General features: G+C 63.7%; 16 protein-coding genes. 10 read left to right on the top strand and 6 right to left on the bottom strand.

Translation table 11 applies throughout. The features are described from left to right. Positions 1-4: 4 nt before the first annotated feature. From AAGA11_05835 to AAGA11_05815, 5 genes are all read right to left on the bottom strand, one after another. A complete protein-coding gene (locus AAGA11_05835; GenBank protein ID MEM9602360.1) occupies positions 5-1,153 on the bottom strand; it encodes an ABC transporter permease in 1,149 nt (382 codons plus the stop codon). Further along, the gene (locus AAGA11_05830; protein ID MEM9602359.1) at positions 1,150-2,148 is read right to left on the bottom strand and encodes an ABC transporter permease; all 999 of its coding nucleotides are present in this window, start codon (positions 2,146-2,148) and stop codon (positions 1,150-1,152) included. The genes AAGA11_05835 and AAGA11_05830 overlap by 4 nt, the downstream gene beginning before the upstream one ends. A gap of 5 nt (positions 2,149-2,153) precedes the next feature. Beyond that, a complete protein-coding gene (locus AAGA11_05825; protein ID MEM9602358.1) occupies positions 2,154-4,034 on the bottom strand; it encodes an ABC transporter substrate-binding protein in 1,881 nt (626 codons plus the stop codon). Continuing rightward, complete coding sequence (locus tag AAGA11_05820) at positions 4,031-5,845, bottom strand: ABC transporter ATP-binding protein (GenBank protein MEM9602357.1); 1,815 nt, start codon at positions 5,843-5,845, stop codon at positions 4,031-4,033. Before AAGA11_05820 ends, AAGA11_05825 begins: the two co-directional genes overlap by 4 nt. Before the next feature lie 144 nt (positions 5,846-5,989). Continuing rightward, positions 5,990-6,301: a DUF3391 domain-containing protein gene (locus tag AAGA11_05815; GenBank protein ID MEM9602356.1), complete on the bottom strand. Its 312-nt coding sequence runs from the start codon at positions 6,299-6,301 to the stop codon at positions 5,990-5,992. Positions 6,302-7,030: 729 nt separating this feature from the next. Here AAGA11_05815 and AAGA11_05810 point away from each other — a divergent pair. The 10 genes from AAGA11_05810 to AAGA11_05765 all read left to right on the top strand — a co-directional run bounded on the left by AAGA11_05810 (position 7,031) and on the right by AAGA11_05765 (position 15,308). Then, a complete protein-coding gene (locus AAGA11_05810; GenBank protein ID MEM9602355.1) occupies positions 7,031-9,187 on the top strand; it encodes an adenosylcobalamin-dependent ribonucleoside-diphosphate reductase in 2,157 nt (718 codons plus the stop codon). A 57-nt stretch (positions 9,188-9,244) separates the two neighbouring features. After that, positions 9,245-9,955 (top strand): NrdJb, encoded by a 711-nt coding sequence (locus tag AAGA11_05805; GenBank protein MEM9602354.1) that lies wholly within the window; start codon positions 9,245-9,247, stop codon positions 9,953-9,955. 99 nt (positions 9,956-10,054) lie between these two features. Beyond that, positions 10,055-10,282: a DUF2835 family protein gene (locus tag AAGA11_05800; protein MEM9602353.1), complete on the top strand. Its 228-nt coding sequence runs from the start codon at positions 10,055-10,057 to the stop codon at positions 10,280-10,282. A 37-nt stretch (positions 10,283-10,319) separates the two neighbouring features. After that, positions 10,320-10,610 (top strand): hypothetical protein, encoded by a 291-nt coding sequence (locus AAGA11_05795; protein MEM9602352.1) that lies wholly within the window; start codon positions 10,320-10,322, stop codon positions 10,608-10,610. A gap of 164 nt (positions 10,611-10,774) precedes the next feature. Then, the gene (minC, locus tag AAGA11_05790; protein MEM9602351.1) at positions 10,775-11,473 is read left to right on the top strand and encodes a septum site-determining protein MinC; all 699 of its coding nucleotides are present in this window, start codon (positions 10,775-10,777) and stop codon (positions 11,471-11,473) included. Between the two features lie 13 nt (positions 11,474-11,486). Continuing rightward, the gene (gene minD / locus AAGA11_05785) at positions 11,487-12,296 is read left to right on the top strand and encodes a septum site-determining protein MinD (protein ID MEM9602350.1); all 810 of its coding nucleotides are present in this window, start codon (positions 11,487-11,489) and stop codon (positions 12,294-12,296) included. Between the two features lie 6 nt (positions 12,297-12,302). Next, on the top strand, positions 12,303-12,575 hold the full coding sequence (gene minE / locus AAGA11_05780; protein ID MEM9602349.1) for a cell division topological specificity factor MinE: 273 nt from the start codon (positions 12,303-12,305) through the stop codon (positions 12,573-12,575). A 22-nt stretch (positions 12,576-12,597) separates the two neighbouring features. Further along, positions 12,598-13,494 (top strand): MurR/RpiR family transcriptional regulator, encoded by an 897-nt coding sequence (locus AAGA11_05775; GenBank protein ID MEM9602348.1) that lies wholly within the window; start codon positions 12,598-12,600, stop codon positions 13,492-13,494. 524 nt (positions 13,495-14,018) lie between these two features. After that, positions 14,019-14,900, top strand: coding sequence for a porin (locus tag AAGA11_05770; protein ID MEM9602347.1), 882 nt, complete (start codon positions 14,019-14,021; stop codon positions 14,898-14,900). Positions 14,901-14,993: 93 nt separating this feature from the next. Then, complete coding sequence (locus AAGA11_05765; GenBank protein MEM9602346.1) at positions 14,994-15,308, top strand: BolA family protein; 315 nt, start codon at positions 14,994-14,996, stop codon at positions 15,306-15,308. Positions 15,309-15,355: 47 nt separating this feature from the next. Here the strand turns inward: AAGA11_05765 and AAGA11_05760 are convergent. After that, a partial coding sequence (locus AAGA11_05760; protein ID MEM9602345.1) for an integrase core domain-containing protein occupies positions 15,356-15,503 on the bottom strand: 148 nt, incomplete at its 5' end.

Raw genomic sequence — 15,503 nt, 5'->3', positions numbered from 1 at the left:
CGGTTCAGGTCTTGTAGGGGTCTGCTGCATCCCGCAATCCATCACCCAGGAAATTGAACGCCAGGATCACGATGATCACCGGCACCACCGGAAACATCAACCACGGGTAGACTGCGACCGCGTTGATGTTCTGCGCTTCATTCAGCAGCACACCCCAACTGGTGATCGGTGGCCGCAGGCCCAGTCCGAGAAAACTGAGTGCCGTCTCACCGAGAATCATGCCGGGCACGGAGAGCGTGGCCGAGGCGATCAGGTGGCTTGAAAAGCCCGGCACCAGGTGACGCCGGATGACGCGGCCGTTGCTCGCGCCCATGAGCTCAGCCGCGAGCACGTACTCTTCCTGTCTGAGCGCGAGAAACTTGCCCCTGACCGCCCTCGCCAACCCGGTCCAATCCATCAGTGCGAGGATCACCGTGATCCCCAGAAACACCGCCTCCGGTGGCCAGGTCACCGGGATCACCGCCGCCAACGCCATCCAGAGGGGCAGCTCCGGAAAAGAGCGCACCACTTCGATCGCGCGCTGCACGATGGCGTCAACCCAGCCGCCGAGGTAGCCCGCGAGCCCGCCGATGACGATTCCGAGCACGAAGCTGAGCGCGATACCGACCAGGCCGATGGTCAACGAAATGCGTGCGCCAAAGAGGATGCGCGAGAAGATGTCACGACCGAGCCGGTCGGTGCCGAGCAGGTAGACCGACCCACCGTCGGCGGCGCAGAACAGCCGCCACGACACCTCGAACCCGAAGGGCGACTGACGCGGCTCACCCGCGCAGAAAAACTGCACCCGGAATTGCTCGGACCGGTCCTCGGCATAGTCTCGACGCATCATCGCCATGTTGCGCTCGAAATCCCAGCCGTAGACGAAGGGCCCGAGGAAACGGCCCTCGTGGAAGAGGTGCACGGGCTGGGGTGGTGAGTAGATGCGGTCCGCGTTGCGTTCGTGCAGCCCGTAGGGTGCGAACACCTCGGCAAACAAGGCGACGAGGTATATCAGCAACAGCAGCCAGCCGGAGAACACCGCGAGCTTGTGGCGCCGAAAACGGCGCCAGAAGAGCGTGCGCGGCTCCTCGTCGACCGCGCTGTTCGCACTCGGCAGCGGCTCGTCTGCCGACCAGGGTACATCGGAGACGTAGTGGGTGTCATCGCGGCTCATGCGTTGGCCCCCGATCGCAGGTTGACTCGGGGATCGAGCCACGCCAACAGCAGGTCCGACACCAGCGCACCGACTACCGTCAGTGCTGCGAGGAACATCACGAAGGAGCCAGCGAGGTACATGTCCTGGCTCTGCAGGGCCTGGATGAGAACCGGGCCGGTGGTGGGCAGCGACAGCACCAGCGCCACGACCTCGGCGCCCGAGACCACCTGCGGCAACAGGTTGCCGAGATCGGCGACGAAGAAGTTCAATGCCACGCGCAAGGGGTAACGGCGAATGACCTTGCCCTCGGGCAGGCCCTTGGCCCGCGCGGTGACGACGTAGGGCCGATCGAGCTCATCGAGCAGGTTGGCCCGCAGGCGCCGCATCAGCGACGCCGTGCCAGCCGTACCGATGATCACCACCGGGATCCAGATGTGGCTCAACACCGACTTTGCCTTGTCCAGGCTCCAGGGCTGATCGAGGTACTCCGGGTCCATCAGGCCGCCGATCGAGATGCCGAACCAGACGTTCGCGAAATACAACACCACCAGCGCGAGCAGGAAATTGGGCGTTGCCAGCCCGATGAAACCGACGAAGGTCAGGCCATAGTCACCCCAGCTGTAGGGCTTCAACGCGGAGTAGATGCCGATCGGAAAGGCGACGAGCCAGGTGAACAACACCGTCAGGACCGACAGCAGGATAGTCAGGTAAAGCCGGTCACCGACCACTTCCGAGACCGGGCGGTCGTGCTCGAACGACCAGCCGGGGTCGCCCATCATCAGGCCGGAAATCCACCGCCAGTACTGCACGTACAGTGGCTGATCGAGGCCGTATTCGGTGCGCAGGAATTCCACGCGCGCCATGTCGACCGTCTCACCGGCGGCCTGGAGCTCGGCGATGTAGCTCTCGAGGTAGTCGCCCGGCGGCAGCTGAATGATCGCAAAGACCACCACGCTGATGAAAAAGAGCGTCGGCAGCATCGTCAGGATGCGCCGGATGACGTAGGCCCCCATGCTGTTCACGAGGCCCCCGCCGAATCGAAGAAAAAGAGATCCGGGCGATACACGCCGAACACCGCCGCAGGCTCCCAGCTGTACCAGGCGTTGACGGGCACGTTGTGCAGGCGGTTCGAGATCACAACCGGCTGCAACACACCAGACACGGTGCCGATGTTGAACACCTGCTCGTGGTGGATCGCCAGCATGCCGCGCCACGCGGCTTCACGACCGATGCGGTCCGTCGCGGTCTCCCAGTCTTCGTGCAAGGCGATCAGGCGCCTCACGTGCGGGTCGTCGGCGGCCTCACCGCTGCCGTTCATGCGGTTGGCGCCCCAGCTCGGCCAATTGAGGTCGTAATCCGAGTTTGGTGCCAGTTCGCGCGGGTTCATGTCCGCCGACGCCAGGGCGTTGTCGAGGCCGTACCAGGTCGACATCACCGCGTCACCGGACTGCACCCGCTTGCGAAAGACATCGCGCTGCGACGGCCGGATGAACACCTGGATGCCGATTTCCTGCCAGTGGTCGCGAATCAGTTCCAACATGTCCACTTCGGCAGAACGCTCGCCGGCGGTGTGAATGATCAACTCCATCGGCCGCCCGTCGGGCAGCAGCCGGATGCCCCGGCGGTTGCGTTCGGCCAGCCCAAGCCCGTCGAGCAGGTAATTTGCCGTGTCGACATCGCGCAAGTGGCCCCGGTCGAACGCCGGGTCGTAGAGGCTGCTGTCGGGCAGCACCGTGTTCGGACCCGCCTTGGCCAGACCAAAAAAGATCACCTCGTTGATCTCGTGCCGGTCGATCGCGAGCGAAAGCGCGCGCCGATAGTCCGGCGAGCGGTTCAACGCCCGCCACGCGGGGTCGTTGGCGTTGAGGTTCGGGTAGAGTGCCAACTCGGAGCCACGCCCGCTTCGCCAGTGCGCCACCCGGTAGTCGCCCCGAAGTTCGTGCTCGCGCAGGAAGGTGTAGTCGCCCATCCCGAGGTATCGAAGCTGTAAATTAGCGTCGCCCGACGCAACCTTGGCCGGCACCAGATCCTTCGCCGTGATGTCGACAATGACCGTGTCGATGTAGGGCAGCTGACGGCCCTCGGCGTCGACACGGTGAAAATACGCGTTTCGCTCGAACACGAAGCGGCTCGCTGGCGGCGACACCGTGTTTCGCCAGGGTTGCAATGTCGGGCGCTCTGGCACGTTGGCGCGGTAGGCGCGGTCGTTGCGGTAGTGCAAAGACGACCAGTTGCGTGCACTGGCCTCCTCGACCTTCCGGGCCAGCTCATCGGGGTCCGCGTAGCTCTTGTGGAATTGCCGCATGAAGTGTGCGGGCCGGTAGATGTAGATCGGCCTGGGCCCCGCAAGCGACAGCAGAAAGCCCGGATGCGGTGCCGGCCAGGTGTAGCGCACCGTATACTCGTCGATCACGTCGAAGGTCGGCCGCTGACCCTCGACCAGCAGCTCGCGTGGCAGGCCCTTGGCGGCCAGTTCGGGGTCGTTCGCCACGTCGTCCCAGTAGTAGCGGAAATCCTCGCTGGTGAACGGGTGTCCGTCGGACCAACGGTGGCCCGGTCGCAGGCGCAAGGTGAATTCCCGCCCGTCACGCACATCGACCGACTCGAGGATGTCCGGCACCAACTCGAAAGCGTCGTTGTACCGCACCAGCCGGGCGTAACCGTAGACGGTCATCAACCGGATGTCCTTGCTGCGCGACATCAACAATTTGAGTTCACCGCCATACTGGCCAAGTTCGCGACGCAGGGTGTCCTCGCCGAGCAGTGGCGTCGCGGGCAGCCGGTCTTCGACCGGTGGCAAGGCGCCGCTCGCGACGGCGTCTTCGAAAAAGGGCACCTCGGCTGCGAGAACCGAGCCGCACAGGGTGAGTGCCGCACCCATCGCCCAGACGCGCCTCATGACCACACCTGCACACGGTGCCCGGGTGACACCTCATGCCAGGCCCGCTCGCCGCCCTCCAGGGGCCGCCACGGCATGGGCCAGTCGATCGGGGTGCTGTCGGTTTGTACCGCCTTCTCGAAATCCATGTCGCCCGAGGTCTCGGGAACCGCCGCCAACAGGCTCTGGGTGTACGGGTGTGTCGGGTTGTTCATGATGTCTTCGCGGGCCCCGATCTCGACGAGCATGCCGCGGCACATCACCGCGACGCGGTCGGCCAGTTCGTTGACGACCGCGAGGTTGTGGGAAATGAAAACCATGGTCAAACCCAACTCCTGGTGCAGGTGGCGCAACAGCTCGAGAATCTGGGCCTGCACCGACACGTCGAGTGCCGACACGGGTTCATCCAGAATCAGCACCTGAGGGTGCAGCATCAACGCGCGGGCGATGTTGATCCGCTGTCGCTGCCCACCTGAAAACGCGTGCGGGTAGCGGTCGAGCACGCTGGTGGGCAAGCCGACCTGCTTGAGGACATCGGCCGCGCGCTTGCCCGCCGTCGATCCCCGGTAGCGGCCGTGGATGGTCAGCGGCTCGGTCAGGATTTCGCGCACGGTCATGCGCGGATTGAGCGCGGAGTACGGGTCCTGCAGAACCATCTGAACCGAGCGCCGGTAGTGCAGGAGGTCGCTACCCTTCAAACGGTCGATGTCCACCAGCCGACCGTCGTGCCGAAAACGCACCCCGCCGTCGGTCGGCTGAATCGCGTGCATGATCATGCGGCAAAGCGTCGACTTGCCACAGCCGCTCTCGCCAACCAGGCCGAGACTCTCTCCGCGGAACAGGCTCAGGCTCACGCGGTCGACTGCGGTGAAATCGTCCCGGCCATTGATCGCGTAGGTTTTCAAGGCCTCGTCGACGTGTAATACAACCCTGGGTTCTTCGTCGATGTGCTCGGTCTCACCCTGACGGTGTCGCACACTCGGCACGGCGTCAAGCAGGTGCTTCAGGTAAGGGTGACCTGGCCGTTCGAAAATCGCATCCCGCGGCCCACGCTCGACCACCTGTCCGCGGTACATGACGACAACGTGGTCTGCCATGTTCGCAACCACGCCCATGTCGTGGCTGATCAACACCACAGCCATGTCGTTCTCGGCCTGCAATGTACGAATCAGCGCGAGGATCTGGGCCTGTACCGACACGTCCAGCGCGGTCGTCGGTTCGTCGGCGACGAGCAGCTTGGGCTTGCAAATCATGGCCATGGCGATCATGGCGCGCTGGCGCATGCCACCGGACATCTGGTGGGGATAGAGTGCGTAGGCACGCTCCGGGTCGGGCAGGCCGACGTGCTCGAGCATCGCAAGCGTTCGCGCCTTTGCATTCCGTCGCGAGGACGGCGCGTGGACCTCGATGACCTCGTCGATCTGGGCGCCGATCGTGTGCACCGGCGAGAGCGCCACCATGGGTTCCTGGAAGATCATCGCCATGTGTTCGCCGCGCAGCGCACGGTAGGCCGTGCCGCGCGGGTCGAGCGTGTGCAGGTCGACGGGCGTCTCCCCGCCTCCCCCGAATTGCAACTGTCCCGAGGTCATGCGGGCCGTGCGCGGCAGGATGCCCATGATGGCCTGCGCTGTCACACTCTTGCCGGATCCGGACTCCCCCACCACCGCCACGGTCTCACCCGGCCGCACGGAGAACGACACGTTTTCCACGGCCGGCACCACCCCGTGTTGCGTTTCGAAGCAAACACTCAGGTCGGTTACGGTGAGCGTGGCAGGTTGCGGAGTCGGTGGAGGCGCCTGGACGGGAGACAGGTTGTTTTCGGCGGCTTTCATCGCCATCTCGCTGTGGCTACAGGCGCCGATCATACGCAATTGTCGCCTCACTGACACCACGCCACACCGGACCTTGCCGGCGCGCAAAGGTTGGGCGTGGCCCTGTGCAAGCGCGGGTGTTGAGCCCCTGCGCTGACCGTCAGCTCAGTCGCGGGCGCCGCTGATGAGCTGCAGTCGGCGCTTGGCCTCCCGGCGGCGACGGCTTGCGTTGGCGAGTGACGCCTGGTTGACCTTCACGAACAGGCATTCGTCTTGGAGCTGTTGGATCTGCTCCTCGCTCTCGATGAAAAAGCCCTGCAACATGAAGGTGCTCTCGATCCAGGGTTTGTCGAGCTCTTCGACAAACATGCCGATCTCGAGGTCGAACACACTGACCGTGGAAACCGCGGTCGAGAAACCGCCCGTGCAAGCGCCTTCACGGCTGATGTCGTTGTCAAAGGTCGGGGTGTGCGGCACGTCGGAGACCCTGCGGCGAAAAGACTGGGCTGCAGACTACGAACCGAGCCCTCGAGCTCGCCGTGGCCCAGTTCACACTTTGACCTCCACGCACGCTGCACGGCGACGCAGCCGTGACCGTGTTGCAGCGCTGGCACACGCTGTCGCCGTCGCCCGCGGCGGTCGTTGCCAGCGTGAAACACCGGCTGCACGCAGCGCGGGAACGCCAGGCGAACCCCAACCGACCCGCCGCCGTGTCCCAACACGCCCGAGTGACGGCCCATGGGACGGTAGTACTACGCACCGGATCGACCGTGTGCGACCGGGTCTCATCGTTGCCGTGAACCACACCATGTGGTAGCCGCCGGGCCCGTGGGACACAGCGTATTGTGTTTCTCTTTTCCACTTGACGAGGCCAGGCTTGCTGCCCAGAATGGCTCCCCCGTGCAGCGAACCGGCGACAGACCGGCACCCTGTGTGGCACACCGCACCGCCGACGCCCAAGCCGTTGATTCGCCGGCTTCGGCGGTGATGGGAGGACACTGAAAACGCCCCACCTGCGCACCCCGTCTGGGCCGTGCCGGGGAGGCTATGCGCCGCGATTTTCGCGGATCAGTGAGGTTCGCCGCTGCGGCGATAACAAGATCTAGTGCTCTTGGAAAGCTGGACTACAATATCTGGTAGCCAAGAGTCGTGCGGGCGCGTGACCGAACGCACCCCGAACAGAACCGCAAGGACACTGACAACCCCATGAGCAACACCACGCTCCACCTCGTGAAGTCACCCACGGACGCGCCCGCGGTCCCCATGCAGGACGCGTCGCTGGACATCTGGGACAAGAAGTACCGGCTCAAAACCAAATCGGGCGAACCCGTCGACGCCGACATCCAGGCCAGCTACGCGCGGATCGCCACTGCGTTGGCCGGTGTCGAGGCCACCGAGGCGCTGCGCACGCACTGGACCGAGCGGTTTACCTGGGCACTGCAACAAGGCGCCATCCCGGCGGGCCGGATCACGTCCAACGCCGGCGCCCAGGCCCACAAGCCCGCCACTTCGACAATCAACTGCACGGTCTCCGGCACGATCGGCGACAGCATGGACGACATACTCAGCAAGGTGTACGAAGCGGGTATGACGCTCAAGGCCGGCTGCGGCATCGGCTACGACTTCTCGACCCTGCGCCCGCGCGGTGCCTACGTGTCCGGTGCGGGCGCGCACACCTCGGGTCCGCTGTCGTTCATGGACATCTACGACAGCATGTGTTTCACCGTGTCCTCGGCCGGCGGTCGACGCGGCGCCCAGATGGGCACCTTTGACGTGCGCCACCCGGACGTGCTCGAGTTCATTCGCGCCAAGCGTGAAGACGGCCGGCTGCGTCAGTTCAACTTGTCGCTGCTGATCACCGAGGATTTCATCGAAGCCGTCAAGGTGGACGCCGACTGGCAGCTGGCGTTCCCGATTCGGGAAAACGAACTCGAGGACGGCATCGACCTCGACGACGCCACCCAGGTGGTCTGGCGCACCTGGCCAACCACCGACGGCCTGGTGCACAACGACGCCGGTCTGGTGGCGTGCAAGGTCTACCAGACCCTGCGAGCGTCGCGCTTGTGGAACCTCATCATGAGCTCCACCTACGACTACGCCGAGCCGGGGTTCATCCTGATCGACAAGGTCAACGAGCAGAACAACAACTGGTGGTGCGAATCGATCCGCGCGACCAACCCCTGCGGCGAACAGCCGCTGCCGCCCTACGGCGCCTGCCTGCTCGGCTCGATCAACCTGACCCGCTTCGTGCGCGAACCCTTCACCGACAACGCGGCGTTCGACTGGGACGCGTTTCGTGAGGTGGTCAGCGTCTTCACCCGCATGCTCGACAACGTGGTCGAGATCAACGGCCTGCCGCTCGGCGAACAGCGCGGGGAGATCCTGCGCAAGCGCCGCCACGGCATGGGCTTCCTGGGCCTCGGATCCACCATGACCCTGCTCGGCCTGACTTACGGATCGGACGCCTCTCTGGCGTTCACTGAGCAGGTGTCGCGCGAACTGGCCGTGACCGGCTGGCGTACCGCGCTCGATCTCGCGCGTGAGAAAGGGCCGGCCCCGATCATGGACGAGACCTTCACCGTCACCGGCGACATGCTGCGCATGCGACCGGAGATGGCCGACGACGGCTACGCGGTAGGCGACGAGATCAAGGGCCGCGTGCTGCACGCGAAGTACAGCCGCTACATGCAGCGTATTGCAAGCGTGGACAGCGAGCTGGTGGCTGAGCTCGCCGAGACCGGCGCCCGGTTCACCCACCACAGTTCCATTGCACCGACCGGCACCATTTCACTCTCACTGGCGAACAACGCCAGCAACGGTATCGAGCCGAGTTTTGCACACCACTACGCGCGCAACGTGATCCGTGAAGGCAAGAAAACCAAGGAGAAAGTGGACGTTTTCTCCTACGAGTTGCTCGCCTACAGAACGCTGATCAACGACGCGGCCATGCCATTCTCGGACGACCCGGAGCGCCAGTTGCCGGCGTACTTCGTCACCGCCGATGACATCTCGCCGATGCAGCACGTCGATGTGCAAGCCGCTGCGCAGAGCTGGATCGATTCGTCCATTTCCAAGACGGCCAATGTCCCGACCGATTACCCTTACGAGGACTTCAAGGACATCTACCTCCACGCCTATGAAAAGGGTCTGAAGGGCTGCACCACCTTCCGCTTCAACCCCGAGGCGTTCCAGGGCGTGCTGGTCAAGGAGAGCGACCTCGAGAACACCGTGTATGAGTTCACGCTCGAGGACGGCAGCACCGTGTCGGTCAAAGGCAACGAAGAGATCGAATACGACGGTGAAACCCACACCGCGGCCAACCTGTTCGACGCGCTCAAGGAAGGCTACTACGGCAAATTCTGACCGCGCGCCGCACACGGGCGTACGCGGCGCTGCCGGGAACACAACGAGACAGACACCATGACAGTCAAGATCAGCAAATCCATCGTCGGCTACAAGGTCAGCCGACCCGACGCCGAGCCGGCGCCGGAAGCGGTCGAAGAGGCACCACACAAGGCCGACGTCATCCACATGCACGAGGCGCTGGACCGCCCGGAGGTGCTGCTCGGTTCGACGTACAAGCTGCGCACACCGGCGCACGTGTCGGAGCACTCCATGTTCATCACGATCAATGACATCGTGCTGAACCCGGGCACCGAACACGAGTTGCGGCGCCCGTTCGAGGTCTTTGTCAACTCGAAGAGCATGGAGCACTTCCAGTGGATCGTCGCGCTCACGCGCATCATGTCCGCCGTGTTCCGCAAAGGTGGCGACGTCACCTTTCTGGTCGAGGAGCTGCGCTCGGTGTTCGACCCCAAGGGTGGCTACTGGAACAAGGGCAAGTACATGCCGTCGCTGGTGGCGGAGATTGGCGACGTCATCGAACAACACCTGATTTCCATCGGCATGATCCGCCCGCCCGAGCTCGACCAGGTGCAAAAGAAGTTCATCGATGCCAAGCGTGCCGAGTTCGAGCTCACCGCCACGCCGGGGCCGGCAGACCTGCCCGCCAACAACCAAACCGAGTTTCCGGCGAGCGCCGTCGTCTGCACGCGCTGCAACGCAAAAGCCGTGATCCAGATGGACGGGTGCATGACCTGTCTCAACTGCGGCGATTCGAAATGCGGTTAGCGCACACGCGCGCAACCGCAATCGAATGAAACGCGCGGGCGCGGACCCCGCACAGCCCTGCCCCCCCCGCGCCGGTGGGCGGTTCGGCGGCCCCTGACCATGCCGTCGCTGGAAGTCGACATCGCGCTGGACGAAGAGCGCTGGTTGCAGTTCTACCGCCGGCCGGGCCAGGTGATCGTGGCGCGCGCGCGGAACGGGCAGCGCGTTCAGTTTCCCGCCGAACGCATGCGCCCCTTTGTCACGGCCACCGGCATACACGGGCGCTTCCGCCTGACCATCGACGCCGACAACCGTCTGCAGCGGATCGACCGCGTCCAGACCGGCTGAGGCATACTGACCACCCGCCCACGCACCGACCCAGACCATGAGCGATGAACTCCGCTTTTCCGGCCAACTGATCTCAGAGCTGCTGGACGTCTTGAAACGCCACGACGAACGTGCGAGCGAAGACGCCGTCAGCGCACAGTACTTCGCCGGCATGATCGGGTTCCTGCTCGGCCGCGTGGACGGTCTGAACAGTGCGCAAAAGAACGACGTACTCGACGAGATGCGTGCCTTTGCGGGTCACGTGATGCAGGATGTCGAGCAACACCGCGCGCGGCAGCAACCCGAACCCGAGCCCGCGGTGGGTGTCTGGAAACCGGGCGAAGACTGAGCCAGAACGGCCGCCCCGAACCCGCCGCCCGCCCTTTTTTTACCTACGCCCTTGACAACAAAGTCGGGTAAACTACGCGCTTCCTGCACGCAGTTTTGACCCATGACCCGCCCCGGCTCGCTTCCGTCACTCAGCATCGCCAGACCGACTCGGAGGCTGCGGCCGTGAGCCACGCCGACCGCGCCGTTGAACTCAAGGGTGGCACTGTCACCCTGATGTCCCTGCAGCTGCGCAACGACGACCCGAAGCAGGTCAGCGAGTCGATCGCCGAGAAGGTGAACCAGGCGCCGACCTTCTTCCGCGGGGCGCCGGTTCTGGTCGACTTCGCCGAGCTCAAGGCGATCGCACCCGACAAGCTCGAAGGCCTGATCGAGGCGGTGCGCGAGAGCGACATCGTGCCGATTGCCGCACGCGGCGCCGCCGAGGACTTGCACGACGAGCTGGCTCGACTGAAGTTGCCGTTCCTCAACACGGACGCGGGCAAGGACATCGACACCGGCGACAGCGACGACAAGGCCGAGACCAAGGTGGTCACCGGGGCCCCGCGCGTCGAGACGCGGCCGGTGCGGTCCGGGCAGCAGGTCTATGCGCGGCAGGGCGATCTCGTGATCATGGGTGCCACCAGCGCGGGTTCGGAGTTGATCGCCGACGGCAGCATCCACGTGTACGGGCCGCTGCGTGGCCGGGCACTGTGTGGCATCGGCGGCAACGAGCGCTCACGCATTTTTTGCGAGTCGCTCGAAGCGGAACTCATCTCGGTAGCCGGCACCTACAGGCTCTTCGAGGAGATCCCCGAAGAGCTAAAAGGGTGCCGTGTGCAAGCTTGGCTTGACGACGACAACCTTATCATCGAACCGTTTTAACGGAGGACTTACGTTGTCCAAGATCATTGTTGTCACCTCCGGCAAGGGCGGTGTTGGCAAGACCACCACCAGCGCCTCGATCGCGGCTGGTCTGGCCCGCGCGGGCAAGAAAACCGCCGTGATCGATTTCGATGTGGGCTTGCGTAACCTCGACCTGATCATGGGCTGTGAGCGCCGCGTGGTCTACGACCTCGTCAACCTGATCAAGGGCGAAGCCAACCTCAAGCAGACCCTCATACGCGACAAGCGCGTGGACAACCTCTACATCCTGCCGGCCTCTCAGACACGGGACAAGGACGCGCTGACCAAAGAGGGCGTGGAGAAGGTGCTCAAGGACCTCATGCGCGACCGCTTCGAGTACATCATCTGCGATTCGCCTGCAGGCATCGAACACGGCGCGCGCATGGCGCTCTACTTCGCCGACGAGGCGATCGTCGTGACCAACCCCGAGGTGTCCTCGGTGCGCGACTCCGACCGCATCCTCGGCATCCTGCAGAGCAAGTCCCGACGCGCCGAACTCGGGCAACCGCCGGTGCAGGAACGGCTGCTCGTCACGCGCTACGACCCGAACCGGGTGGACACAGGCCAGATGCTCAGCGTGAACGACATTGTCGAGTTGCTCGCGATCCCACTGCTCGGCGTGATTCCGGAATCCAAGATCGTGCTCGAGTCGTCCAACCAGGGACGCCCGGTGGTTCTGGAGTCCGACACTAACGCAGGCCAGGCCTACGACGACGCCGTCGCACGGCTGCTTGGCGAGAAACGTCCCATGCGTTTCCTCGAAGCCGAGAAGAAGGGCCTGTTCCGCCGGTTGTTTGGGTAAGCTGCCATGGGTTTGATCGAATTTTTTCTCGGTAAGCGGGAAGAGCAAACGGCCAACATCGCCAAAGAGCGCCTGTCCGTCGTCATCGCCCACGAGCGCGGCGCGCGCAACAAGAAGCGTGCGGATGCGCCGGACTACCTGCCCAAACTGAAGCAGGAACTGCTCGACGTGATACGCAAGTACGCGCCGGTGCAGGACGAAGATGTCGACGTGCGGGTCGAAAAGAGCGACAACTGCGACATTCTCGAGCTCAACATCAACCTGTCCGACCACGCCTGAGGCCCTCACGGTGCCCGGACGCGTGACCAGTGCACCGTACAGCGTCGACCAACTCGGTGACATGCTGGCTGCCGTGCGCGCGGGTGTGGCGCCGGTCAAACTCGGCAAGCGCAGCCTGGCGGTCATCGATGCGCTGATCAACGACCCGCACTACGCCGCGAACGGCTCGATCTCCTCACTCGCTGCGGACCAGGGCGTGAATGCCTCGACGCTGTCACGCCTTGCCCGAACCCTCGGCTACGAGAACTTCGCCGAGTTCCAGGACGTCTTCAAACGCCACGTTCACAACACCGGACACTATTACAGTGAGCAGGCCGAACGCCTTCGCGTCGTACAACCGGCCGAACTCAGCGCCATCGCCCTGACCCAGCGCATCGCCGAGCGCGAGCAGCGCAACATCGACGGCATGCTCGCCGCCATCGACCCGGACACCTTGTCGGCCGTTGTGGACGTGCTGGCCACGGCGCCGCGCGTGCGCATTTACGGGATGCGCCAGGCCAACGCCGCCGCGGTGTCGCTGTCCTACACGCTCGGGCTGGTGCGCGACGACGTCAGTCAGCTCAACACGGCCGAGCACGGCATAGCCCACGGGCTCGCCCCGATGCAACCCAGCGACGCACTCGTGTGCTTCGGCTTCAGACCCTACAGCCGCAACACGCTGATGGCGGCCCACACAGCGCACAAGAAGCGCTTGTACATGGTGGCAATCACCGACCGCGCCGATTCGCCGCTCGCCGCGACCGCCTCGCATTGCCTGGTTGCGCCCACCTCGGACGCGGGGTTCAGCAACGGTCTGGCCGCGGCCATCGTGCTGGCCGAGTCATTGAGTCAGCGCGTCGCCCAGGTGCTCGGCGACAGTGCGCTGACCAAACTGAAGATCCACGAATCGCTGATCGCCGACCTGCACGTCGAAGCCTGATCCACCCTGCCAGCTCAGGCCGTGTGACAGTCCGGTCGCGCGATCACCAGGCCGCCGCGCACGCACCAGAAAACGACGCCGACGGGCGGGTCAGTGTGCGCTCGGACGCCAAAACCTTGGCGCCACGTGCCTGAACGACGGGATGTTGCAAGAATACAACACACCCTGTGCGGCAGGCTCCAGGGCAACCGTCGCCCCGCAGGGACACCCGTGGCCGGCACAAAAACGCATCATTTCGAGGCAGTCAGCGCTTATTTGAGTGCCCATCAGAAAAAATTCAGGTGTGTGACCAACCCTCGACAGGACATCAACCTGGAATAAATATCTTAAATTACAATGGGATAGACCTAAGCCTACTCCATTCAGGTCAGTAAAAACCCGCACCCACAAGGGCCGCACCAGAAATTTTCTGTGATGGATGTTGCAAAAAAACAATTCACGCTCTAGATTTGCTGGGGTGTGGCGTCACAAAAACAACAGAGACGCCGCCAAGAACTGTTCTGACACATCGGAGAATCTCCAACATGAAAAAGGCACTGCTCGCAACTGCGATCGCTGCTGCTACTGGCGCCATGTCAGTTGCACACGCTGAGTCTTCACTGACTGGTTCACTGCGTTACGGCATCAACGCCAACGACGACAGCACAACCCTTCAAAACTTCGGCTCTCGTATCAAGATGTCCGGCAGCAACGACGCTGGCGTATTCGGCAAGCTCGAACTGCGTTTGTCTGACTCTCGCAACGGCAACGTTGTGAACCGCACTTACGCCGTCGGCATGAAAGGCGACTGGGGTCAGGTCTCTCTCGGTGTGATCGACCCGGCATTCGACAAAGCCGGTAACCGCGACCTCACCTGGTGGAACGGTGGTTTCGGCCAGCTCGGTTCTGCAGAGGCCAACGGTGGCATCCGCTACGACGGCTCTGCAGGCGCAGTGAGCTTCGCAGTCAGCGCGCACCTCTTCTCTGACGCCAACAACGAAGACGTCGACCGTGTTGACGGCGCCATCGTGTACTCCGCTGGCGCTCTGACCCTCGGTGCTGCCGTGGCGTCAAACACCGGCGGCGCTGCCAACAACGACGGCTCCAAGACAGCTGTGACAGGCGCGTACAAGTTCGACGGTGGCCAAATCCGGTTGGTGGTCGGTTCACAGGACGCTGACTTCGACGGCTCAGCTGGCGACACCGATGCCTTTAACGTTCAGGTGGCGTTTGGTGACGTTTACGCGTGGATTGGTTCAACTGAAGAGGACGGTACAGACTACACGCGTGAAGGCGTTGGTATCGGCTACACGCAGAGCCTCAGCGACCGCGCTCTGATCTGGTACGAGCTGTTCTCTCAAGATGGTGCGACAGCTGCGGACGAAGACGTTACTGCTCTGAACGCAGCGCTGAAGTTCGACTTCTAAGTCAGTCGAAGCCCAGCAAAGCCCGGGTGCCGCAAGGCACTCGGGCTTTTTTCGTTATAGTGTCGTCACCCTACTGGCCGACCCACAGACGCCATGCCGACGATCGAAAACCGCATCCGCAACACCCTCAACGAGGCTCTCACGCCCGAACACCTCGCCGTCGAAAACGAGAGCCACAAGCACAACGTCCCGGCGGGCTCGGAGAGCCACTTCAAGGTCACGGTGGTGTCGACGGATTTCGAGGGTCAACGGCTGTTGCAACGGCACCGCCGTATCAACAGCACCCTCAAGGCCGAAATCGAGCTGATCCACGCGCTGTCGTTGCACACCTTCACACCGGCCGAGTGGCGGGCGCGCAACGAAACCAGCAGCGACACCCCCCTCTGTCTGGGCGGTGACCGCAGCTAAACCGTTTTCCCGTCCACCGGCCGCGCCACGCGGGTGTTGGCCAGGGCCTAGCTTTGTATAGCCAGTAGGTTGTTCACATCGATACCGAGTCGGGTGATGGGTTGTTGGTAGCCGAGACTGGCGTGCGGGCGGTGCCAGTTGTAGCGGTGGAGCCAGTGAGGGAGTGCACGTGCCCGTTGGTCTGAGTTCCGGTAC

Source organism: Pseudomonadota bacterium, assembly GCA_039196715.1.
GTDB lineage: Bacteria > Pseudomonadota > Gammaproteobacteria > CALCKW01 > CALCKW01 > CALCKW01.
The sequence above is the reverse complement of the archived record's forward strand: the minus strand, read 5'-3'. Positions and strand labels throughout refer to the sequence as shown.

What these genes read in the sequence shown, in the direction of transcription:
- AAGA11_05835 (MEM9602360.1), bottom strand. Translation starts at nt 1,153, where the DNA reads ATGAGCCGCGATGACACCCACTACGTCTCCGATGTACCCTGGTCGGCA.
- AAGA11_05830 (MEM9602359.1), bottom strand. Translation starts at nt 2,148, where the DNA reads ATGGGGGCCTACGTCATCCGGCGCATCCTGACGATGCTGCCGACGCTC.
- AAGA11_05825 (MEM9602358.1), bottom strand. Translation starts at nt 4,034, where the DNA reads ATGAGGCGCGTCTGGGCGATGGGTGCGGCACTCACCCTGTGCGGCTCG.
- AAGA11_05820 (MEM9602357.1), bottom strand. Translation starts at nt 5,845, where the DNA reads ATGAAAGCCGCCGAAAACAACCTGTCTCCCGTCCAGGCGCCTCCACCG.
- AAGA11_05810 (MEM9602355.1), top strand. Translation starts at nt 7,031, where the DNA reads ATGAGCAACACCACGCTCCACCTCGTGAAGTCACCCACGGACGCGCCC.
- AAGA11_05805 (MEM9602354.1), top strand. Translation starts at nt 9,245, where the DNA reads ATGACAGTCAAGATCAGCAAATCCATCGTCGGCTACAAGGTCAGCCGA.
- AAGA11_05800 (MEM9602353.1), top strand. Translation starts at nt 10,055, where the DNA reads ATGCCGTCGCTGGAAGTCGACATCGCGCTGGACGAAGAGCGCTGGTTG.
- AAGA11_05795 (MEM9602352.1), top strand. Translation starts at nt 10,320, where the DNA reads ATGAGCGATGAACTCCGCTTTTCCGGCCAACTGATCTCAGAGCTGCTG.
- minE (MEM9602349.1), top strand. Translation starts at nt 12,303, where the DNA reads ATGGGTTTGATCGAATTTTTTCTCGGTAAGCGGGAAGAGCAAACGGCC.
- AAGA11_05770 (MEM9602347.1), top strand. Translation starts at nt 14,019, where the DNA reads ATGAAAAAGGCACTGCTCGCAACTGCGATCGCTGCTGCTACTGGCGCC.
- AAGA11_05765 (MEM9602346.1), top strand. Translation starts at nt 14,994, where the DNA reads ATGCCGACGATCGAAAACCGCATCCGCAACACCCTCAACGAGGCTCTC.